Here is a 22,209-nt window from a genome sequence, read left to right on the forward strand (position 1 = left end):
TTTAGAAATTTTTAAGGTTGCTACAAAATATTAATGCCTCCTCATTATTTACCATTATACAGGCTTATCTGATTTTCTGAAGATGCCCCCACAGCATTTTTTTTGCGGTTATATCACTTTCAAGATGATGAAGATTAGGGGCGAAAATTATTCTGGTGCTTTCGTGAACGATAATTTCATTTTGCCAGCTAAGGTTTAATTTAAGTTCGGCAACTTCTACACCAAAAGACAGCATAATGAGGGGTTTAAAAAACCTGTGCAAAGTTTGATAATCAGTGCCGGTGTAATTTGCATAGTTTAAAATGGCAAAGTCTGGCGTACCCAAATCTACTGCTTTGACTATTTTCCTCAGCAGTTCCCTTCCCTGTTCGCTACTAACATCGTTCTGATTGTCGTTCACTAAAATCAATACCGATTTTTTATTTCCGCCTAAAAATTTAAACGTTTTTTCGGGTAGCGGTTCTGCCACAATCTGCGGAATTTCAAGTTCTTGCGTATTAACTTTCGGTATATTTGTAGCATTAATCTGAGGAATTTGCGCTATTTCCGGTTTTAAAACAGATTCTTTTACTTCGGTAACTGAAACATTTTCGTCAGCAAAAACTGGCTCAGAATTACCTAAAGGCAGAATTTCTACGCTTTCATCCTTAACCAAAAAAACCTCTTCAGTAAAAAATAAGCGTAAAGCATTCGCATTGTTGGTAACCTGGTTTTCCATTCGTATTTTTGTTGAATAATAATATCTGTTAAAATTAGTTAAATATCTTATAATAGCGCCGCTAATTGTTACTTTTATCCCTTAAAATTTATAGAGTGCTCTGCGTGAGGAAAGCTTATTGCCTATTTATTTTCAGCTTTGTTTACAGCATTTCGTTTGCACAAAACGTTGCTGTGGTAAACGGTAAATCGATAAGTGCCAAGGAGTTTATGTGGGCCTACAAAAAAAGCCATAATGGCAACATTAGTGCGGCTTATGATACCTTACAAACGTATTTAAACTTGTATATAAATTTTAAACTTAAAGTTTTGGATGCCCGTGATATGGGTTTGGATAAAAATGCCAGTTATCAGGAAGAAATTAAGACTTATGAGGACGCATTAACCACGCATAAGAAAGTTGGGGTAAGTAATAAAGACCGCGATTTTTTATTGAACGAATATCGCGAGGGTGTTTTAATGTTCAATGTTTCGGAACAAAAAATTTGGAATAAGGCTAGGAAGATGAACAGGCGATACTTGATTTTTACACTAAAAACCAACAAAATTACAATAAACCTTTAAGTGAAGTTAGAGGAGAGGTGATTGCCGATTACCAGCTAAGTTTAGAAGATAAATGGCTTAAAAGCCTTAAACAAAAATATCAGGTCAAGATTAACGAAAACGAGCTTAAAAAACTCGCCAAATTGTAACCGATCTGATTTTAAAACCATTAGTATTAAATTTGCAAAATATAATAAATAGAATGAAGAAAGTTTTTTTAGTAGCAACCGCTTTAATTTGCCTGTTCTTAAACAGTTTCGCGCAAAAGCATACCGTTGATAAAGTTGCTGCTGTTGTAGGAAACAATATTATCCTGCTATCAGATTTAAACCAACAATACACACAATATCTTTACCAGGGAAACCAACCAAATAATGATATTAAATGCAAAATTTTACAACAAACCTTAACCCAAAAACTACTTAAACAACAAGCTGAAATCGATTCGGTAATGGTTGAAGATGGTGCGGTTGATGATGAGGTTAACAAACGCATGCGTTACAGTATGCAACGTGCCGGTGGACAGGAGCGCTTAGAGCAATTTTTAAACAAATCGGTTCTTCAGTATAAAGATGAGATCAGACCATCCGTAAAAGATGAGTTGATTGCGCAGAAAATGCAGCAAAAAATCACAGAAAACATCAATGTTACACCAATGGAGGTTGAAAAATATTTCAAAACGCTGGGAGATAGCATTCCTGAATTTAATACAGAGGTAGAAGTTGGTGAGGTGGTTTTAAATCCCCAGTTAACAAGAGCAGAAAAACAAAAATTCCGCGATAAAATTGAAGCCCTTCGTTTAAGGGTTAAAAGCGGCGAAGATATGGGCGTTTTGGCTAAAACCTATTCTGAAGATCCAGGTTCTGCTGCCGATGGTGGTGATTATGGTTTTATCGACAGAAATACCATGGTTAAAGAATTTACAGCATGGGCTTTTAAATTAAAGGCCGGAGAAATTTCACCAGTGTTTGAAACTGATTATGGATTTCACTTTTTGCAGGTGTTAGAGCGTAGAGGTGAACAAGTACACGTTAGGCATATTTTAATCATGCCTAAAACCACGCCAGAAAGTTTAACCCGTTTAAAACTGCATGCAGATAGTATTTACAACAATATTATTGGCAAAAAATTGAGCTTTGCAGCAGCAGCAAACCTTTATTCTGACAATAAAGAAAGTAAATATAATGGCGGTATGATGCTTAATGCAGAAAATGTACAAGCTAGAAGTACTTTTATCCCGGTTGATAAATTAGATCCAACAATATTTTTGGTAATTGACACAATGAAAATCGGTGGCATTTCTAAGCCAGATTTATTTACTGCAGCTGATGGAAAACAAGGCTACCGTATTTTATACTTAAAATCTAAAATACCTCCTCACAAAGCAAATCTTGCGCAAGATTTTCCAAAAATCAGAGATGCCGCACAAAGTGATAAAATTAATCGTACTTTAAGCGAATGGTTTGAAAAACGTCGCGAAAGTACTTACATTAAAATTGACGACGAATTTAATACCTGTGATGAATTAAAAATTTGGACTAAAACCACAGCCGCAAAATAACACCAATGCAGTATAAGAACGAAGTAGAAGCTGTTGATGCACTTCATCAATCTTTCAACAATATTAAAGCCGAAATAAGCAAGGTAGTAGTTGGACAGGATGACATCATAAAATCTGTTTTAATCGCCATTTTTAGCAACGGACATTGTTTGTTGGTTGGCGTACCGGGATTAGCCAAAACTTTACTTGTACAAACTGTAGCTTCTGTTTTAGATCTCGATTTCAATCGAATTCAGTTTACACCAGATTTAATGCCAAGCGACATTATTGGCGCAGAGATTTTAGGAGAAGACAGGCACTTTAAGTTTATAAAAGGGCCTGTTTTTTCTAATATTATCCTCGCTGATGAGATTAACCGTACCCCTCCAAAAACGCAGGCCGCTTTGTTAGAAGCCATGCAGGAGAAATCGGTTACCGCAGCTGGGCAAACACATATTTTACCGAAACCTTTTTTCGTTTTGGCCACACAAAACCCAATTGAGCAGGAAGGAACTTATCCCCTACCCGAAGCGCAACTAGATCGTTTCATGTTCAATATTCAGTTAAACTATCCTGCTTTTGCTGATGAATTGAATATTGTTAAAAACACCACCAGTAATAAAACCATTCAACTGCAAAAAATTATTCATGCAGACGATATTCAATATTTTCAGAAACTGATCCGCGATATTCCCATTACAGATAATGTTTTGGAATATGCTGTAAAATTAGCTTCCAAAACCCGCCCGAACAGCGAATTTGCTACAGATGCGGTTAATAAATATATCAGCTGGGGTGCTGGCCCTCGTGCTTCTCAATTTTTAGTACTGGGTGCAAAATGCCATGCCGCAGTAACGGGAAAATATTCTCCCGATATCGAAGATGTTAAAGCCGTTGCTGAACCTATTTTGCGCCACCGTATTGTGCGCAATTATCGCGCTGAAGCCGAAGGTTTGTCTATCGAAAAAATAATTAAAGACTTGTTGTAATCAGCGAAATTTATAATTCTTGCACTAAAGGATTATAAATCAACATTAAAGTAGTTAGTGGTTCCAAATGGTGACCAACTAAATTATTACATTTGTTTAAGATGGATACCAACAACCTCACCGGTGCAATAGCCGCACTAATGGACGAATATAAAAAGGCAGTTGATGAACTGATAATAGTTATCAGACAAATCAACCCGCAGCAACTGCTTAAAACCATTGAGCCAGTTAGTTCAAATACAGATTGCATTTCCATCCAAACCATTTTAACGCATGTAGCGGCTTCAATGTTCAGTTACGCAATATATATCGAAAACTCAGTCGGATTGCAGGCCATTAGACCAGAACGGCAAGAATTTGATGAAGTACTACCCTATGTTTCCCTTATCCAGGAAGCACTTAAATATAATGAGGACTTTTTCAACCGAAATCCTAATATTACAGTGGAAGAGCTAAATCCAGCCAGGAAAATAAATACACGATGGGGACAGCAGTATGACGTAGAACAAATGCTTGAGTCATGCCATTGTTCATATATTACGGCACAGGCGGCAAATTAGGAATGCTTTAGCTCAATTTAATTCATAAAACGAATTGTTAACAGCACAAGTATTAAAATTATATCTCTTGTCTTTTAATTACTTGCGCTACCTAAAATACAATTGGTCAAATTACGCTTATTTTAATTTTGTTAGTATCTTTACCACTTAATTACAAAGCATAAATCTTTAAATCAAAAATATTCGATATGTCAGCTCACGATTCACACGCACCGGTTCATCAAACTAAAGGCATTTGGGCATTACCATTAACGGCTTGGATTATTGTTTTAATCCTTCTTGTAGCTTTTACAAGACCAATTTTCCACCATGAAGAAGAAACTTCTTCTCACGAGAAAACTGAGGTAAACCATACAGAAGCTCCTGAATCACACCACTAGGCATAGCTCAAGAGAAAAATAAAAAAAGCGCTGGTTTCAGCGCTTTTTTTATTTTTATATATTTTGTTTACTCGTTCTTACCCTAACAACAGTTTATGCTCCATTGAAATCATTATCATGACCTTATAAACTACGATTTACTTCAGCTACTTAATTTGCCCCTTAATATTAGGAAAATCAGTAATTACCCCATCTACACCTAAATCCATAAAATATTTAAGCTCTTTAACTGTATTTACCGTCCACGGAATAATTTTAATACCCATATCGTGGCACCGATCTACCAAACCTTTACCAACCAACACTGAATATGGACTATAAATGGTTGGTTTAAATCCTAATTTCTCTATATAATCTTCAAAAGGCTCTTTTTCATCAATCAACAACGAAGTTTGTATTTTAGGATATTTTTCGTGCAGGTATTGTAGTGTACGCATATCAAACGATTCGATAATTACCCTTTTGGCAAGCTTTTTTTCATTGATCACTCCCATAATCAGCTCTACAAATTCTGCAGGCTCCGGATGAAATTCGTTATCACCGTTTTTAATGGTTTTTGTTTCAATGCTATAAACTGGTTTAGCCAATTTATGCGCTTTAACATAATCCTCAACCGCATCTATTGTTTCAGAAAGTAAGGGTTTATATGCTTTAAATTTCATTTGACCAGGAAAACGACTATGAACTTTACTCCCTACATCAAACTTCTTTACCTCTTCATAATCCATCTTATAAATGTTGTATTTCTTCTGATCTTTCAAAGAAATCGCTTTTCCGTTAGGCTGAAGTGAGATTTCGTTGTTAAAATAAGGCTCTTGAGAAAGTACAACCTGTTTATCTTTAGAAATCACGGCATCCATTTCTAACGTGTTAACACCCAAATCCAAAGCTTTTAACATTCCTTCAATGGTATTTTCTGGCATAATACCCCTTGCGCCCGCTTTACCCTGCAGATCGAACTTTCTTTTTTGTGCCGATACGTTTAAAAAAAGTAATAAGAGCGTGGAGAGTAGAAGTAATTTTTTATTCATGAATTTTAAACGTAAAATGAACATTTTTATTTGTGATAATCTTCCCTAAAGCGTAAAGATGCTGCATTTAGTTATATTATCGCGTTGCTGGATGGATATCGCTTCATCAAATTGTAATCCAACTGTGGCTGAACCTTAACAAAGTTGCAGGAAGCAATAATTTAAGAAATAAAAAAAGGGCTTCTTTTTATGGATAGCCCTCTTTTAATTCACATTGTTATTTTATCTTTCTGCAGGTACGAATGCCTGTACAATTAAGTTCCAGCTTGCATCTGCTGCTTTTTCATAAACAAAAACATAATTAAAGCTTTCACGCAGGTCGGCTTTATAATCGATGGTAGCAACACCATAAGTGTAAGCCAAATCGCTACCTATTGCTTTATCTACACCTGTAGTTTTTAAATTGATCTTGCTGATCATGCTATTATAAAAAGCAACAATTTTTCCTTTTCCATCAATGGCCTCATTACCAGGGAAAAGCAAACGTGCATCATTGGTTAAAAAACCTCCAAAAGCAGCAATTCCATGTGTTTTTAATAAAGTATTAAGGGTTTTCTCAGTGGTTAAAATGATTTCTTTTCCGGCCTTAATTTCTCTTTCATTCAAAAATTTAGGTGCAACGTGGTCTTTAGGCTCAACAAACGAAGGTGTAAATTTAGTTAGCGGTTTGTTGCTTCTCTGTCCCTAAATCAATCGCTAATTTCCATTTGCCATTTTCTGGTTTCCAGATAGAAAGGTACTGACCGTATTTTTTTTCTGAAGTTCCGATTTCATAAGGGCCGGTAGTAAAACCTAAATCACCACTACGCGATACTTTAGCCAAATTTGGTGTCCATGTTACATCATTTTCAGCATTAGCTTTACCAGCATAAAAAGTTTTAGCATTAACAGGGTTTGGCCTGAATACCAAAGTACTGGTAGATGAATAATCTATGTAAGCTTCTTTATCTCCATTTTTGGCAATCGACTTAGCGAAATCCTTTTCAGCATTTACTAAAGATTTGGTTGTTCCGTCACTTTTTTGTGCAAAAGCACTAAGGGCTAAAAGCGAAGCTATTGCGGTTGAAAATAATTGTTTCATTATTAATTAAGATAATATGTTTGGCGAATATAAAATTTTCTTTGATGGATGATTTCAAAAGTAATTAACAATTACACATTAAAGGGTTATTTTTCGCGATAAATAGTTTCCAAAACCGTTTGTCCGGTTGCTTTTAACGTATTCTTATCTATATTATTCAAATTATCCATCTGGGTATGCCAATTGATATAAAAGCCACTGTTATCGCTGTAATGGATAATATCAATTGATGGAATTCCTGCTTTGTTCATCCAAAAATGATCGTCTACCAGTTTTCCACTTGGTATACTTGTAAAATACGAAGCATAACCGATTTCACTACCAATTTCCCAAACTTTTTTTACCAGATCAGGAGCGGCCTGTCGTGAAATTTCATCTTGTGTAAACTGAGCGTTGCCCCCGCCTATCATATCAAGATTGATACCATATAATGCCTTGTAACCTGTAGCAACCGCATGTTTTGCCCAATATTGAGAACCCAAGCACCATGAAACATCATCAAGTGTTTCATCATCAGCCTTTCCATAATCCTCCAAATCCCATAGAATAAAATCGACTCCAACATTTGGCTCTTTTTGTTGAATCTGACGTGCCATTTCTAAAATTACTGCCACACCACTTGCGCCATCATTAGCTGCATCAAAAGATTTACTACGGTTTGCAGGATCTGTATCCTGATCAGAAAATGGACGTGCATCCCAATGTGCAGTAATTAAAACTCTATTCTTTTGATCAGGATTAAAAGCAGCAACGATGTTTTTCATTTGAAAACTTTTACCATCATAAATCTGTGTTTTCTGCCCCATTATGCTTACATCTGCGCCGAAAGATTTCAATTTTGTTACTAAATAATCAGCACATTTTTGATGAGCCACAGTACCGGGAATGCGTGGACCAAATTCTACCTTAGCCTTGGTATAAGCATAGGCACTATCAGCATTAAAGTCAGGTGAGGATAATGTTACTTGCGTTTCCCCATTTCCATTAGTTTTTTGGGTAGTTTTATTCCGGCAACCCACAATTCCAATAAAGGCTAACAGAGGAAGTACCAATAATTTTTTATTCATTTTTCAAACTAACGCAAAATTGTTTAAATTAGTGTAAATCACACTAATTTACTGTGCCTACCCTTTGAGGCGATTATTAAAAATTTACGAAAGGATATAGTTTACAATGGCCTGGCAATGAATTTTAGTGGTATCGAATACCGGAATATCGAAATCATCCTGACTGATCAGCATGGGGATTTCTGTACATCCCAGGATTATTCCTTCGGCTCCATCCGCGATCAGGTCATTAATTATTTTGATATATTGCGCCCTGGTTTCTTCTAAAATCTGTCCTCTGCCTAATTCTTCTTTAAGCGTAAACTGGATGTAATCGCGAGTTGCTTTTTTTGCTGGCACCAATATGCTTAATCCATGCTCTTCGAGCTTTTTGATATAAAAGTCTTTTTCCATAGTAAACACTGTACCCAATAAAGCTATTTTTTTAATTCCTGTAGCATTTATGGCCTTAGCAGTTTCGGTGCCGATATGGATAATCGGTAATGCAATTTTTTCCTGAAGCTGATCGGCAAAAAGATGGGCAGTATTTGCACATAACACAATGGCTTCTACACCAATACGCTTTAAACTCTCACAAGCAGCCAGTAAAAGGTCAAATGATCCTTCCCAGGTTTTATCCTGAACATCACCAAAATTAAGGGAGTAAATTAAACACTCAGCAAAATTTAATCCGCCCAAGCGCTCATTTACGCCCTCATTTATAAACCGATAATAATCCATTGTCGATACCCAGCTTACACACCAACTAAACCAATTTTATTTATCGTTTATCGGCTCTTTACTCCAAACGCCCGACTCTAAACTCGTTAAGCCTTACTCCAGGTTGTTCCTTCTTTGCCATCTTTAAGCTGAATACCCAATTCCTGCAATCCAATTCTGATCCGGTCTGAAGTTGCGTAATCTTTATTCGCTTTAGCCTCGGTTCTTAAATCAATTACCATATTCAAAACGCCGTTTAAGTCATTTCCTCCTGCATCCTCATCTTTAAGGCCTAAAATATCAAATACAAAATCGTTAATCAGTTGCTTTAATTTTTCTAACGCTTCGGCAGAGATTTTCCCTTTACCATCATAAACGGTATTGATAATTCTTACTGCTTCAAAGAGTTCTGCAATTAAAATCGGACTGTTAAAATCGTCATTCATCGCATGGATACATTTCTCTTTTAAGGCATCAATGTCAAAATCATTCTGTTCTGCAACCTGAAGTTTATCCAACAAACCAACCGCCGACATTAATCGGCGAAAGCCTTTTTCTGAAGCATCCAGGGCATCATTAGAAAAATCCAAAGTACTACGGTAATGTGCCTGCAACATAAAAAACTTAACCGTCATCGGGCTGTAGCCTTTTTTCAGTAAGGGGTGATCGCCCGTAAACAACTCTAACGGAAGGAAACCGTTCCCCGCCGATTTAGACATCCGCGTACCGTTTACCGTAAGCATATTGGTGTGCATCCAATAACGGGCAGGTTGTTTATGGCTGCAAGCCTCAGATTGTGCAATTTCGTTGGTGTGGTGCGTGGCCGCTAAATCCATTCCACCTCCGTGAATATCAAATTCGGCCCCCAGATATTTAGCACTCATTGCTGAACATTCGATATGCCAGCCCGGAAAACCCATGCCCCATGGCGATTGCCATTGCATTAACGTTTCTGGCTTTGCTTTAATCCAAAGGGCAAAATCCAACCTCCCGTGTTTCTCATCCTGACCACCCAATTCGCGGGTATTGTTCAGCATATCTTCCAGGTTACGGTTGGTTAAAATCGTGTAATTGTATTCTTTACTATATTTTTCCACATCGAAATACACATTGCCATCCACTTCGTAACCATAACCATTGGCTATAATTACTTTAATCATTTCAATTTGCTCAATAATGTGTCCGGTAGCAGTAGGCTCGATACTTGGCGGCAGTGTATTAAACATCCGCAATACATCGTGGAAACCTAAAGTATACTTCTGTACAATTTCCATTGGCTCAAGCTGTTCTAATTTTGCACGTTTTGCAAATTTATCATCACCTTCATCCCTATCGCCCTCTAAATGGCCAGCATCGGTAATATTACGTACATAACGCACTTTATAACCCGCATATTTAAGGTACCTAAAAATTAAATCGAATGATATAAATGTGCGGCAATTGCCCAGGTGCACATCACTATAAACGGTAGGACCGCAAACATACATCCCAACATTAGGTGCATTTAAGGGTTGAAAAAGTTCTTTTTTGCGCGAAAGCGTATTATAAAGCTGTAAGCCAGTATTCATACTGCAAATGTAAGATTTAGTTAGAAAGTAAAAACGTTTAAAGTTGCAATGTTTAGGTTATGATTTTAAGCTAACATTTGAAAAGGCAATATCGGTCATCACTTGCAAATAGCAAATGCTCACAAATATTTTAATTATTATTTGGAAAGGTACTTTAGTGCTTATGAGTAATGGTAGTCCCTCTTTCCGCTATAGCTTCGCCGAAGGGGCTCAGGCTGCCGCTTCAATAGGGTTTAGGTGGCAGGGTTTGATGATTTTATAATCGTAAAATTACGAAGTTAGCCAGCGCTGGCCGCTGTGAGGAATGTCATTAAGTTAAGGTTTTTAACCACAGATCCACACAGATAAACACGGATTTTTATATCTGTGTTCATCCTTTTTATCTGTGGTTAAATTATTTTCACCTGTGCCAATGGCTTAACTTAGTAACATTATACCGATTAGCCAGCATCAGGTATCCGTTCGGTCAGATGTTACCATCTGACGTTAGAACAATTTTTTAATCTTAATTTAGTTTAACATAATAACCCTTTTAACAATGGTCGAAATTAGAGCGATAACCGAGAAAGATGCAGATATTGTAGCCAAACTTTCTACACAATTGGGTTACAAAAGTGATGTAAAACAAACAACAGCCCGGATCAAACTCATCAATAACAGCGTTGAAAATTGCGCATTTGTCGCATTAGTTAATGGCAAAGTAGTAGGCTGGATTCATGCATTTTATACTTTAAGAATAGAATCTGATGCTTTTGTAGAAATTGGAGGTTTGATTGTTGACGAAACTTACCGTAACCTAAAAATCGGAAAAAAATTAATTGATAGTGTAAAACTTTGGGCAAAACAGCATCAGGTGAAAAAACTAAAGGTGAGGTGCAACACCAAACGTATTGAAAGTCATCAATTTTACGTGCGGGTTGGTTTTAAAGAGAATAAAAGGCAGATTGCTTTTGAAATGGATCTGGATTAATTTTTCAGTGTCAGATAGAAATATCTTACACCACGATGAAAATTAGGATTTATACCCAGTTAACCGTTTTAAACAATTAACCAGTTAACCAAACTATTATTACAACCCACAAACATTTCATTATTGTAACATTTCAATCCTATTCGTTAACTTTGTGGCATGATTGATTTACCGGTAGTACCTGCTGTGACTGAAGTTAAACGTAAACCCGATTGGTTACGTGTAAAATTACCTGTTGGTAAGGAATATGCCCAAGTTCGCAGTTTAGTAGATACGCACAAGCTCCACACCATCTGCGAAAGTGGTAATTGCCCTAATATGGGCGAATGCTGGGGTGCAGGCACGGCAACTTTCATGATTTTAGGTAACATTTGTACCCGTAGCTGCTCTTTTTGTGCCGTTGCAACAGGCCGTCCTTTGGCTGTTGATGTAGATGAACCTAACCGCATAGCCGATTCTGTAAGGTTAATGGGCGTTAAACATTGCGTAATTACTTCGGTAGATCGTGATGACTTAAAGGATGGTGGTTCAATCATCTGGGCAGAAACATTACAAGCCATCCGCCGAGAAAGCCCTATTACCACTTTAGAAACATTAATTCCTGATTTTAAAGGACAGTGGGATAATTTATACCGCGTTTTAGAAGAAAGACCAGAAGTGGTTTCGCACAATATGGAAACAGTTAAGCGTTTAACCAAACAAGTGCGTATCCAGGCAAAATACGATAGAAGTTTAGAGGCCTTAAAAAGGATTTCGGAATTTGGTTTAAGAACTAAAACGGGCATTATGCTTGGTTTAGGTGAAACTGAAGAAGATATTTTTGAGGCAATGGACGATTTAGTTGCCAATGGTGTTCATATATTAACTTTAGGCCAATATTTACAACCTACACGTAATCACCATCCTGTGGTTGATTGGATCCATCCAGATACATTTGCTATGTATAAAGAGGCTGGTTTAGCAAAAGGTTTAAAGTATGTAGAAAGCGGTCCTTTGGTTCGTTCATCTTACCATGCCGAAAAACACCTTTTTCCGATTGAAGGAATTGCCTAAATCTATTATTATAAGCGATTTAACCTCTTTTATTAAATCGCACTCCTTAAAGGAATGAATTTATAAAACATTTTTTTGGTTTTAATGTTCTGTATTGTATCTTAGTGACCGATAGTGACTGCATTAAAAAAATTAACTCTAACCGAGCCTGAACTTGTTCAAGCACTGCAATCGAAAGATCCAGCGGTACTAAAAACACTGTACAGCATGTATTCCTCAGCGCTTTACGGCGTTATTTCACGCATTATTACCCATACTGAACTTGCAGAAGATGTTTTACAAGAAACTTTCGTAAAAATCTGGCAGTCTGCTACACACTATGATCATACTAAAGGACGTTTGTTTACGTGGATGATGAATATTGCCCGCAATTTATCGATCGACAAACTTCGTTCTAAAGATTTTAAGAATTCACTCAAAAACCAAGATATAGAAAATAACGTAAGTTTCGTTGATGAACAAAACAAGGTTACGTTTAATCCGGATGTTCTTGGAGTTAAGCAACTTGTAGAAAACCTTAAACCGGATTTACAAGCAGTTCTTGATTTAGTTTATTACAAGGGTTTCACACATGTGGAAGCCGCAGAAAAGTTAGATCTGCCATTAGGTACGGTGAAAACCCGGATCCGGTTGGCTATTATTGAATTGAGAAGGAATTTTAATTGAGCGTGGAAAATTTAAAAGCATATATCGAATCTGGAGTACTTGAGCTGTACGTTTTAGGTGATTTATCACCTGAAGAAGCGTTGCAGGTTGAGGAAATGGCATCTCAAAACCTAGAGGTTAGAGATGAAATAGCTGCCATTGAGCAAGCTATGGAGCAATATGCTATGCAAAATGCTGTAGAGCCATCTGCAGATGTAGAAACAAGATTATTCGAGAAGTTGGGGTTAAGTGAAGTTGAAGAGAATGTGAATGTTCAACCCGAACCAGTTTATACAGAAGAACCAAGAATTATACGTTTGGATGGAAGTAGTGCAAAAGTGAGAACTTTGCGTTATGCCTTAGTTGCTTGTATAGCTTTATTGGTAGTAAGTACTGCAGCACTATTTATTACTTATAATAAACTTAATGCTGCGCACGACCAAATTGCAAGTTTAAACCTCGACAAACAGAAATTTGCCGGAGTAGTTAGTAAGCTTGAATTTGAAAACCAAGGTTTAGATAACATGGCTACTATGGCCGATAGTAAAGAATGGGCAACCATTCGTATGGCAGGACAGGCTTTTAGTCCATCTTCTAAAATGAAGGTTTATTGGAACAAAAAAGATAAAAGCGTGCTGATTAACTATGTGGCAATGGATTTACCTAAAACAGATGCCGAACATGAATATCAATTATGGGCACTTGTAAATGGAAAACCAGTAAGTTTAGGTGTATTCGGAAAAACCGATTCTACCAGTAACGAAGCCTTAGTAAAAATGCAGACTATCCAGGAAGCACAAGCTTTTGCCGTTACATTAGAGCCAACTGGGGGTAGTGTTAATCCAACAATGGATAAACTGACCGTTATGGGTGGTGTTTAAATAGAAAGTATTTAATTAATATATTAAATCCCGACATTAAAAAGTGTCGGGATTTTTGTTTTATAACATTTTGATCGATGTTTCTTACCATTAATCGACATTGGGGGCAAGAAACTTACTTGATCAAATAAGGAAGGCAGAGAGACATCTTTTTGAAATAGATCTCTCCGCTGCAACCTGGTTGACAATTAAGATTTCGCCGCGTACTTCACTTCTTCATAAGGTTGTACCAATACCCATCCTTCACCAAAAAACTCCAATTGGAAAGATTCGCCACTTCCTCTTCCAATAAATGAGCCGAAAGTTAGATTTGTTTTAATGTTGGGTGTTAAATTTTCAGACCACGCCACTGTAGCATTTGGATCGGTATATACTGGTTGATTGCCTGTAACCCTTAACAAAATTGGTTCTCCATGTGTGGTAATGGCAATGTATCCGCTTCCCGAAAGTTTAACCTGAAATAAGCCTCCACTCATCATTCCCGCAATACTTTTAAGCATTTTTATTTCATTTTTTATATTTTCTTCAAGTGCAAGTACGTCGTTGCCATTTACAAAAACCGATTCGTTTTGAAGTTTGATGATCTTTACTTTCTTGCCTTCATCTGCCAGATATAATTTACCTGTGCCAGTGGCATGCATTAGTGAAGTACCTTCACCTGATATCGCTTTTTTTAACAAACCTCCTAAACCTTTACTCAATAAACCTTCTCTTTTAAAATCGATATTACCGATGTAAGCCACCATAGAACCTGCTTTAGCCAAAATCTTTTGATTTTTAAGGTTTACTTCCAGCATGGCTGGTTTTTCCAATTCAAAAAAGTCGTTCTCATTTGGGTTTTCAGCTGATTCCTGAATTAATTCATTCAGCGTGTATTCTTTTTGTGCCATAATAATTTGTTTTCCGTTTTTAGGTTTCTAATTTCTAAATATTCCCTTAAGCTATAGATTTTTAAACTAGAACCATAGTAGATTCAATTCATTTTTTTCCACAATAAGATTCTTTTAACTAATTGGCCATGCAGAGTTTAATTTCTTTAGAAATTCTGGCAGCAACCTGAGATGCGGTAACCACAAAACTTTCGCTTGCTAAATGATCACCAGCTTTGCCATGTAAGTAACAGGCTAAAACAGCGGCATCACTGGCTGAATATTGCTGTGCAACTAAACCAGCAATAATACCTGTAAGAACATCGCCCATTCCTCCTTGTGCCATAGCTGGATTACCGGTTGAATTAATTAAAACGCGACCTGTTGGCAAGCAGATAAAAGTATATTGATTTTTAAGCACGATTACGATTTTAAGCTTTTCTGCTTGTTTTTTTGCAGTTTCTACCCGCTCCCACCAACTATCATGTTCTCCAAATAACCGATCAAACTCTTTCATATGGGGAGTAATGATGGTGTTAGGCACCAATTTTTTGATCAGATCTGGTCTTTTTCCAAGAATATTTAAAGCATCGGCATCGATAATTAAAGCCTGATTATTCAAAATTAAGTCTTCGAGCAGTTTTTCGTTATTTTCATCTGTACCCAAGCCTGGGCCTATGGCTATCGCCTGGTACCTTTTCGGATCTTTAATCGTAACATCATCCGCTCTTGGCAGAGCCATAACTTCTGGCAAAGTAGTATTTAGTGCATTTAAACCGCTTGTTGGAATACATGCCGTGGTTAATCCGGCTCCAGCATGCAAACAGGCCATACATGATAGTAATGCTGCTCCCATTGTATTTGCATCACCGGCAATAATCAGGGCATGACCGTAAGTACCTTTATGACTAAATAATTTTCGCGGCTTTAGGATTTTCTCTATATCATTTTGTCCAACCAGAAAGAAACCAGCCTGTTGTTTTTGGATAAAGGCTTCATCCAGGCCAATATCAACCACCTCATACTTTTCAGTAGCCAGAACAGATTCCGGAAAGAAAAAATTGATTTTAGGTCTTTGAAAACAGATCGTTTTATATGCTTTTATACCATTATAATCTTGAGGCAATTTACCTTCAGCAAAAAAACCTGTGGGAACATCAACTGCATACACTTTTTTATTTAGCTTGTTAATTCCATAAGCGAGTTCCTCAAATGGTCCGCTTAAGGGTTTGTTTAATCCAGATCCTAAGATGGCATCGATAATCAGGTCTGCTTTGATATTTTTTAAATCGGCAGGTTGATTAATGATGATTTTTTTACACCGTGTTTCTTCAATCCGTTGCAAATTGATTGCAAAATCGCCGCTTTGTTTATCGCTAAAATTTATGATGTAAACTTTTATATTTTCGTAACCATTCGCAATAAGCAAATGGGCTATTGCCAGCCCGTCGCCGCCGTTGTTCCCCTTTCCGCAAAATATGGCCACACTTTTATTGGTGTCAAATTCAGTTCTTAAAAAACTTTGAACGAAAGCGCGCGCAGCTTTTTCCATCAGATCGATCGATGCTATGGGTTTATTGGCAATGGTAAACTGATCGGCACTGCGCATTTGGGCAGAAGTAAGCAATATTTGCATATAACTAAGGTAATATTATACAGCTATAATGCAAAAGATAGGATTTTGTTTGATTTTTCCTTTATCAACACAATGCAATTGAATAAAATGATGAGTTTTAACCTCGAATATAAAAAGATAAATACGGATTTTACTTCCATAAGCTTGTTTATCAAAATTGCTTGGTAAACTTATTATTTTCCGAAAATCTTATCAGGTTGTACACATATGAGTTTACTCATGCACAATGGCTTAAATAACCACATTCCATTAGTAGCTCAGATTCCTTAAATAATTTAAAATACTATCTTTTAATTTTATACCTTTTGCGAATCTTTAGCGTTGACTATTGAATTAAATTAAATCTCAAAACAATGAATCAAAAACCATCAAATGCATTCGTGGCAGCTGCCTGGATGGCATTAGGTATCGGAATGATCGGCTTTATTGTAGGGCTATGGCGTTCTGATATGCTTCTTAATGAAAAAGGATATTATTTTACGGTATTGATGTTTGGCCTTTTCGCCGTAATATCTTTACAAAAGGCTGTTCGCGATAAGCTGGAGGGTATTCCGGTTACTGAAATTTATTATGGCATCAGTTGGTTTTCTACGCTTTTAACCATCACCTTATTGGTAATCGGTTTGTGGAATGCAACTTTACTGCCCAGTGAAAAAGGATTTTATGCCTTTGCATTTTTACTCTCGCTTTTTGGTGCCATTACGGTGCAGAAAAACACAAGGGACAGTCAGATGGTAAATAAAAACCGTGATTTGGAATAGATTATTGGGTGCAGCAAGGATATACTTAATAATTGCATTGCCTTGCTCATTAGTTTAGCCAATATTTACAACGAGCAATCTAAATTAAATTATCTGCAGGTTTTATGAATTAATTTCATAAAACCTGCAGTTTTTTTTGCAGCAAACCTTATAATCAACCTGTTACCAAGCCATTTACTTTGCCTACATTGGCAACTTCTAAATCTGCCTGAAAGTCCAGTAATTTTTTTTTCGCTTTAAAACCCGCACCATTAGTAATTTTACTGAACAAATTAATACATTCAAAAAGATCATCCACCTGATCATCGAAATAACTACCGCCAGCAAAATATTTATAATTGGCTGCTATAAATTTTTCTATTTTATCTCTATCCTCAACCGATACTTCATCAGTATAAATAGGATTTGTAAGCAACAATTCAAGCTGCTCTTTAAAAATCACTTCTTCATCTTTTACTAAAAACATTTTTTGCGATATTGTTTCAAAAGCAGTGCTGACGCGCATAAATGAAGTAATCTCTATAATTTTATTTAGTAAGGCCTGCTGGTTTTGCAGCAGAACGTTGATCACTTTATTGCTGTCATAAAGACATTTAAGATCGTTAACTATGTTCTGCTTAAAAGCGACTGACAAAAAATATTCAAAAATTTGTTTATCCAATTGCTTTAATTGGCTTTCCAGTTCTTCATTTTCAGCATTCAGCCGCACTATAAGCTCGGTACAATCTGTTTTAATATGGCGCTGTCCATCGTAATCAAAAGTATCAACGCTAAAAACTTCATCCTCAATTTGCTTTAGTGTATTTAAATCAGTCTTAATACCATCTTGCAGATAGATTAAACTTAAATTTTCATCATTAAACAAGTCGCCTATCTGGCTTTGTATAATTGGCAATGGCTTTTCGAAAGCATCTTCATTAAAGTCAATTAATGGATCTCTAAAATCAAAATATCCATTATACATATTATTAAGAGAATACTGTTTTTGAGTTTCCCAAAAATCAAGTTCAAATTTGCCGGGATCTGATATAATTGGAGAATTGCCATAATCAATTGCATCAAAGAGCTTTTTAGTAATCTCCTCCAAAACCAGGTGTTTGTTTGTCAGTAAATCTGTTGCAATTCCTACACCATAACTTTTAAGTGGATAATCTAATTTTCTTAAATGCGCTACCCTATCTTTAGTGCTTGGGTGCGATGACCATTGATCTTTAAGCACAAGTTTGCTTTTATTAAATTTATTATAATGTTCTTCAGATACAATAGGTAAGTTATTTTCAACGGTGATATCTTGCAGATTAGCATAAAAATCCAATACAAATTTTTGCTGAGGGAAAATATTAATGGTTTTCTCCTTCTCAATAATTTTAGCATTATAATAATTAAACACGTTATTTAATGAATAATCAGCCAGTTGCAGGCGATGAAGTGCGGTAATTAATGCATCAGAACCCGCAACACTAGCAGCAACTGCATCGGCATGAAACTCCATTTCTCTTGATAAGGCCAAATGATTCAAATTAACTGAATCATAATTTTTCTTTAAAATAAATTGTATACCTGCAATGATTTTATTTGCCAAAACCACAAAAATCGCTAAATAATTACTGATACCAGCTAATTTTTGAGTGAAATTGCCATACCCATCATTATCATATAGGGTATTATAAATTACTTGGTTAACATTATAAACATAACTCCCTGTACGCATACTTTTTTGGGAAAAATGGCCAAATTCGTGTGCGAGAATAGCTTTTAGTTCATTAATGGATATTGTATTCATTAGGCCCAAACCAATATGTAGATTCTTCTTTACTGGAAAAAACATACTCCAAAAACTAGAATCATAGAATACAGAAGCGTTAACCTCGGAGGATAAGTATACTTTTTTAGGTAAATCTGTCCCTACCTCTTCAACAATTTCATCAATCATTTTAAAAAGATCAGGGTGTTCGGCTTTTGTTATCCTGGTTAAATGAGAGCGGTCAACTTTATTAACCTTAAATATAAATTTCACTAAAAAAACCAATATTAAAACACCAAAACAGACCAACCCACCACCCAACATGAAGGTAAAAAACATCGGTTTAAGAGCAATTAGCATCAAACCAGCATATGCACAAAGGACAGTTAAGCATACAGCACCGAGAATTAATATAAGGTATGTTACTATGAATAATAAAATTGCTTGAATAGATTTTCGTGCCATCTTCTTAAAATTTTCAGATGGTTGGAGAGCGTTTTTGTTCATAAAATAATGTTTGGTAATGCAAGATAATAAAACACACAGGCAGGTTAAAGAACTTTTAAAAAAAACAGTAAATTATTATAACAAAACTTTTTATTAGTTAAATCACTGGAAAATAATTACTACTTTAACCATCAGATACCGAAGCAAATAGTGATCATTTTCGAGCAGATTATATAAACTTATTTCAATCTTATACATCCTATCCATGGAAAAAAAGATGGCTTAAAAAAAACGCTTACTCCTTTTATGCTTTGGGGGCTCGGTGTTGGGTATGTAATTTCCGGAATGTATTTCGGCTGGAATTTAGGCCTGGAGAAGGGCGGTACGCTAGGTATGGCCATTGCCACAGTTGCCATTATGGTAATGTATGTTACCTTTAGTTTCAGCTATGCCGAACTTGCGTGCGCAATACCAAAGGCTGGTGGTGTTTTTGATTATGCAAATACCGCACTGGGCAAAAACATAGGTTTTATAGCAGGCATTGCACAAATGGTCGAATTTATATTTGCACCTCCAGCAATTGCGTTTGCAATAGGTGCTTATTTTAATGCTTTTTTTCCGCAAGTACCCATTCTTACCAGTGCAATTGCAGTGTACTTTATATTTACAGCACTTAACGTTTATGGCGTAAAAGCGGCGGCATCATTCGAGGTAATAATTACCATTTTAGCCGTTGGTGAGCTGTTGTTATTCTCTGGAATCACATTGCCTAAATTTCGATCCGAAAATCTGATTCAAAATAATTTCCCGAACGGCTGGAGTGGTGTTTTTGCCGCCATACCCTTTGCCATCTGGTTTTTCCTGGGTATAGAGGGTGTTGCTAATGTAGCAGAAGAAACTAAAAACCCGCAGCGCGATATCAGCAAAGGTTTTGGATGGGGTATTTTTACGTTGGTTGTTTTATGTGTACTTGTTTTTATCGCTACCATTGGCATTGGCGGCTGGGAAGCCATTGTATACAAAAACGGAAAATCAGGAGAAACTTCTGATTCGCCATTACCGCTTGCCTTATCGCTGATTACCGGCGATAACCACCTGATGTATCATGTACTCATCACCGTGGGGTTGTTTGGATTAATCGCCTCTTTCCATGGTTTGGTTTTGGCTGCTGGTCGCTCTACTTACGAAATGGGGCGTGTAAAAAGTATTCCGGCTATCCTTGGGAAAATTTCACCCAAATTTCAAACACCAGCAAATGCGCTAATTGGCAATATGGTAATCGGCATCATTGCGCTGTTATCGGGTAAAACCGCTGAAATTATTATTATTTCAGTATTCGGGGCCCTAACGTTATATATTATTTCAATGATTTCGGTAATGGTGCTGCGGAAAAGTCGGCCTGAGATGGCTAGGCCTTTCAAAGCTCCGGTTTACCCACTGTTTCCCATCATTGCTTTAATTATTTCGTGCGTTTCTTTCATCGCAATGCTGATTTATAATCTTAAATTGGGTTTAATTTATTTGGGTATCGTTTTAGGCATATTTCTTTTATATAAAATATTCAAAAAGGCAGATTGATGAGTACAAGCAAAGAAATTCTGGATTACGTTAAAAATCATCCTTCTGGGAAAGTCAAATTGGCTGTTGCAGATATTGATGGTATTTTAAGGGGAAAATATGTTGCAGCCGAAAAGTTTGCTTCGCTGGTTGAAGGTCGTTTAGGTTTTTGTGATGTTACCTTTGGTTGGGATGCAGCTGATCTGGCTTACGAAAACGGAAAATACACTGGCTGGCATACCGGTTATCCGGATGCGCAGGTTAAAATTGATATTGAAACTTTCCGGAAAATCCCATGGGAAAATGAAGTTCCTTTCTTTTTGGGCGATTTCATTGATGATCAGGACCATGCAAATTTTGTTTGTCCAAGGCAGCTCTTAAAAAAAATAATTGCCGAATGTGAGCATGAAGGTTTTTCGCCCCTTTTTGCACAAGAATTTGAGTGGTTTAATTTTTCGGAAACACCAGAAAGCATTCATGAGAAAGGTTTTGCCAACTTAAAACCCTTAAGTCCGGGTATGTTTGGTTATTCCATTTTAAGGAGTACCTATAGGAATGAATTTATGAGCGACCTGTTCGAGCTGCTCAATAAATTTGATATTCCCATTGAGGGTTTGCATACCGAAACAGGGCCTGGGGTATACGAAGCTGCCATCAAATATGCACCAGCCTTACAAGCGGCCGACCAAGCCATTTTATTTAAAACAGCTGTTAAAGAAATTGCCTACAAACACGGTATAATGGCCACATTTATGGCAAAAGTAAGTGAAAACCTGCCAGGATGCAGCGGCCATGTGCATCAAAGTTTGTGGGATACCGATAAAAAAACAAACCTTTTTTACGATGAAAAGGATCCGGCTAAAATGAGTGAAATAATGAAAAGTTATATCGCTGGTCAGCTATACTGCCTGCCAGAGCTATTGCCGATGGTTGCTCCAACTATAAACAGTTACAAACGTTTGGTAGAAGGTGCATGGGCACCAACCACGGTAACCTGGGGAATTGATAACCGCACAACCGCATTACGTGCATTGCCAGGAAGCAAAAAAGCATCGCGTTTGGAAACCCGGATTGTTGGCGCTGATACTAACCCATACCTGGCACTTTCGGCTTGTTTAGCTGCAGGAATGTATGGTGTTAAAAATAAATTAAAGCTCAATCAACCGGCTACAAAAGGGAATGGCTATACCGATTTATCAAATGGTATACTATCCCGTAATTTATTTGAAGCTACACAAAAGATGAAAAATTCTGATTTGGCCAAAACACTATTGGGCGAAGATTTCGTTGATCATTTTACCATGACCCGCGAGTGGGAATGTAAGCAATATGCCAAAGTAGTAACCGATTGGGAGCTGAAAAGGTATTTAGAAATTATTTAATCTAAAGTCTTCGTGCTGAAATCAAATTTTTAGAAAAAAATGGATTAAAGATGAGAGAATACGGGTTATCGTTATTCCAAACCCGATAG

General features: G+C 36.7%; 22 protein-coding genes. 12 read left to right on the forward strand and 10 right to left on the reverse strand.

What is annotated here, in order from left to right:
• Nucleotides 1-64 precede the first annotated feature (64 nt).
• Nucleotides 65-718 (reverse strand): hypothetical protein, encoded by a 654-nt coding sequence (locus AC0IWE_RS16855; protein ID WP_471793928.1) that lies wholly within the window; start codon nucleotides 716-718, stop codon nucleotides 65-67.
• A gap of 104 nt (nucleotides 719-822) precedes the next feature.
• On the opposite strand from AC0IWE_RS16855, the gene AC0IWE_RS16860 reads away from it, so the two are divergent.
• The 5 genes from AC0IWE_RS16860 (at nucleotide 823) to AC0IWE_RS16880 (ending at nucleotide 4,729) form a co-directional block, all read left to right on the forward strand.
• Nucleotides 823-1,281 carry a hypothetical protein gene (locus tag AC0IWE_RS16860; protein WP_471793929.1) on the forward strand — a complete coding sequence of 153 codons (459 nt, stop codon included), beginning with the start codon at nucleotides 823-825 and terminating at the stop codon, nucleotides 1,279-1,281.
• 181 nt (nucleotides 1,282-1,462) lie between these two features.
• The gene (locus AC0IWE_RS16865) at nucleotides 1,463-2,821 is read left to right on the forward strand and encodes a peptidylprolyl isomerase (RefSeq protein WP_055908141.1); all 1,359 of its coding nucleotides are present in this window, start codon (nucleotides 1,463-1,465) and stop codon (nucleotides 2,819-2,821) included.
• 5 nt (nucleotides 2,822-2,826) lie between these two features.
• Entirely contained in the window at nucleotides 2,827-3,789 is a 963-nt protein-coding gene (locus tag AC0IWE_RS16870; RefSeq protein ID WP_055908143.1) for an AAA family ATPase, read from the forward strand.
• Nucleotides 3,790-3,890: 101 nt separating this feature from the next.
• Nucleotides 3,891-4,349 carry a hypothetical protein gene (locus AC0IWE_RS16875; RefSeq protein ID WP_471793930.1) on the forward strand — a complete coding sequence of 153 codons (459 nt, stop codon included), beginning with the start codon at nucleotides 3,891-3,893 and terminating at the stop codon, nucleotides 4,347-4,349.
• 188 nt (nucleotides 4,350-4,537) lie between these two features.
• Complete coding sequence (locus AC0IWE_RS16880; RefSeq protein ID WP_471793931.1) at nucleotides 4,538-4,729, forward strand: hypothetical protein; 192 nt, start codon at nucleotides 4,538-4,540, stop codon at nucleotides 4,727-4,729.
• 146 nt (nucleotides 4,730-4,875) lie between these two features.
• Here the strand turns inward: AC0IWE_RS16880 and AC0IWE_RS16885 are convergent, their stop codons facing one another.
• The 6 genes from AC0IWE_RS16885 to cysS all read right to left on the reverse strand — a co-directional run bounded on the left by AC0IWE_RS16885 (nucleotide 4,876) and on the right by cysS (nucleotide 10,175).
• Complete coding sequence (locus AC0IWE_RS16885; protein WP_463492492.1) at nucleotides 4,876-5,760, reverse strand: glycerophosphodiester phosphodiesterase family protein; 885 nt, start codon at nucleotides 5,758-5,760, stop codon at nucleotides 4,876-4,878.
• A 222-nt stretch (nucleotides 5,761-5,982) separates the two neighbouring features.
• A complete protein-coding gene (locus AC0IWE_RS16890) occupies nucleotides 5,983-6,366 on the reverse strand; it encodes a DUF4440 domain-containing protein (protein ID WP_471793932.1) in 384 nt (127 codons plus the stop codon).
• Nucleotides 6,367-6,415: 49 nt separating this feature from the next.
• Nucleotides 6,416-6,841, reverse strand: coding sequence for a nuclear transport factor 2 family protein (locus AC0IWE_RS16895; RefSeq protein WP_471793933.1), 426 nt, complete (start codon nucleotides 6,839-6,841; stop codon nucleotides 6,416-6,418).
• Nucleotides 6,842-6,927: 86 nt separating this feature from the next.
• Nucleotides 6,928-7,908 carry a M28 family peptidase gene (locus AC0IWE_RS16900; protein ID WP_471793934.1) on the reverse strand — a complete coding sequence of 327 codons (981 nt, stop codon included), beginning with the start codon at nucleotides 7,906-7,908 and terminating at the stop codon, nucleotides 6,928-6,930.
• Between the two features lie 84 nt (nucleotides 7,909-7,992).
• The gene (locus tag AC0IWE_RS16905; RefSeq protein WP_471793935.1) at nucleotides 7,993-8,628 is read right to left on the reverse strand and encodes an aspartate/glutamate racemase family protein; all 636 of its coding nucleotides are present in this window, start codon (nucleotides 8,626-8,628) and stop codon (nucleotides 7,993-7,995) included.
• Between the two features lie 86 nt (nucleotides 8,629-8,714).
• Nucleotides 8,715-10,175 (reverse strand): cysteine--tRNA ligase, encoded by a 1,461-nt coding sequence (gene cysS / locus AC0IWE_RS16910; RefSeq protein WP_471793936.1) that lies wholly within the window; start codon nucleotides 10,173-10,175, stop codon nucleotides 8,715-8,717.
• A gap of 538 nt (nucleotides 10,176-10,713) precedes the next feature.
• Here cysS and AC0IWE_RS16915 point away from each other — a divergent pair.
• The 4 genes from AC0IWE_RS16915 to AC0IWE_RS16930 all read left to right on the forward strand — a co-directional run bounded on the left by AC0IWE_RS16915 (nucleotide 10,714) and on the right by AC0IWE_RS16930 (nucleotide 13,724).
• Nucleotides 10,714-11,145, forward strand: coding sequence for a GNAT family N-acetyltransferase (locus AC0IWE_RS16915; RefSeq protein ID WP_471793937.1), 432 nt, complete (start codon nucleotides 10,714-10,716; stop codon nucleotides 11,143-11,145).
• A gap of 159 nt (nucleotides 11,146-11,304) precedes the next feature.
• Nucleotides 11,305-12,198: a lipoyl synthase gene (gene lipA / locus AC0IWE_RS16920; protein ID WP_029278501.1), complete on the forward strand. Its 894-nt coding sequence runs from the start codon at nucleotides 11,305-11,307 to the stop codon at nucleotides 12,196-12,198.
• 114 nt (nucleotides 12,199-12,312) lie between these two features.
• The gene (locus AC0IWE_RS16925; protein ID WP_025144171.1) at nucleotides 12,313-12,864 is read left to right on the forward strand and encodes an RNA polymerase sigma factor; all 552 of its coding nucleotides are present in this window, start codon (nucleotides 12,313-12,315) and stop codon (nucleotides 12,862-12,864) included.
• A gap of 2 nt (nucleotides 12,865-12,866) precedes the next feature.
• Nucleotides 12,867-13,724 (forward strand): anti-sigma factor, encoded by an 858-nt coding sequence (locus tag AC0IWE_RS16930; protein ID WP_055908166.1) that lies wholly within the window; start codon nucleotides 12,867-12,869, stop codon nucleotides 13,722-13,724.
• A 188-nt stretch (nucleotides 13,725-13,912) separates the two neighbouring features.
• Here the strand turns inward: AC0IWE_RS16930 and AC0IWE_RS16935 are convergent, their stop codons facing one another.
• Both AC0IWE_RS16935 and AC0IWE_RS16940 read right to left on the reverse strand, forming a co-directional pair.
• On the reverse strand, nucleotides 13,913-14,614 hold the full coding sequence (locus AC0IWE_RS16935) for an AIM24 family protein (RefSeq protein WP_055908167.1): 702 nt from the start codon (nucleotides 14,612-14,614) through the stop codon (nucleotides 13,913-13,915).
• A gap of 118 nt (nucleotides 14,615-14,732) precedes the next feature.
• A complete protein-coding gene (locus tag AC0IWE_RS16940) occupies nucleotides 14,733-16,229 on the reverse strand; it encodes an NAD(P)H-hydrate dehydratase (protein ID WP_471793938.1) in 1,497 nt (498 codons plus the stop codon).
• Between the two features lie 353 nt (nucleotides 16,230-16,582).
• Here AC0IWE_RS16940 and yiaA point away from each other — a divergent pair, with 353 nt between their 5' ends.
• The gene (gene yiaA, locus AC0IWE_RS16945) at nucleotides 16,583-16,990 is read left to right on the forward strand and encodes an inner membrane protein YiaA (RefSeq protein WP_471793939.1); all 408 of its coding nucleotides are present in this window, start codon (nucleotides 16,583-16,585) and stop codon (nucleotides 16,988-16,990) included.
• 154 nt (nucleotides 16,991-17,144) lie between these two features.
• Here yiaA and AC0IWE_RS16950 read toward each other — a convergent pair whose 3' ends face one another.
• Nucleotides 17,145-19,241: a M48 family metalloprotease gene (locus AC0IWE_RS16950; RefSeq protein ID WP_471793940.1), complete on the reverse strand. Its 2,097-nt coding sequence runs from the start codon at nucleotides 19,239-19,241 to the stop codon at nucleotides 17,145-17,147.
• Between the two features lie 201 nt (nucleotides 19,242-19,442).
• Here AC0IWE_RS16950 and eat point away from each other — a divergent pair, with 201 nt between their 5' ends.
• Both eat and AC0IWE_RS16960 read left to right on the forward strand, forming a co-directional pair.
• Nucleotides 19,443-20,759: an ethanolamine permease gene (gene eat, locus AC0IWE_RS16955; protein WP_471794053.1), complete on the forward strand. Its 1,317-nt coding sequence runs from the start codon at nucleotides 19,443-19,445 to the stop codon at nucleotides 20,757-20,759.
• Nucleotides 20,759-22,120 (forward strand): glutamine synthetase family protein, encoded by a 1,362-nt coding sequence (locus AC0IWE_RS16960; RefSeq protein WP_471793941.1) that lies wholly within the window; start codon nucleotides 20,759-20,761, stop codon nucleotides 22,118-22,120. Before eat ends, AC0IWE_RS16960 begins: the two co-directional genes overlap by 1 nt.
• Nucleotides 22,121-22,209 lie beyond the last annotated feature (89 nt).

Source organism: Pedobacter sp. AC402 (assembly GCF_979252805.1).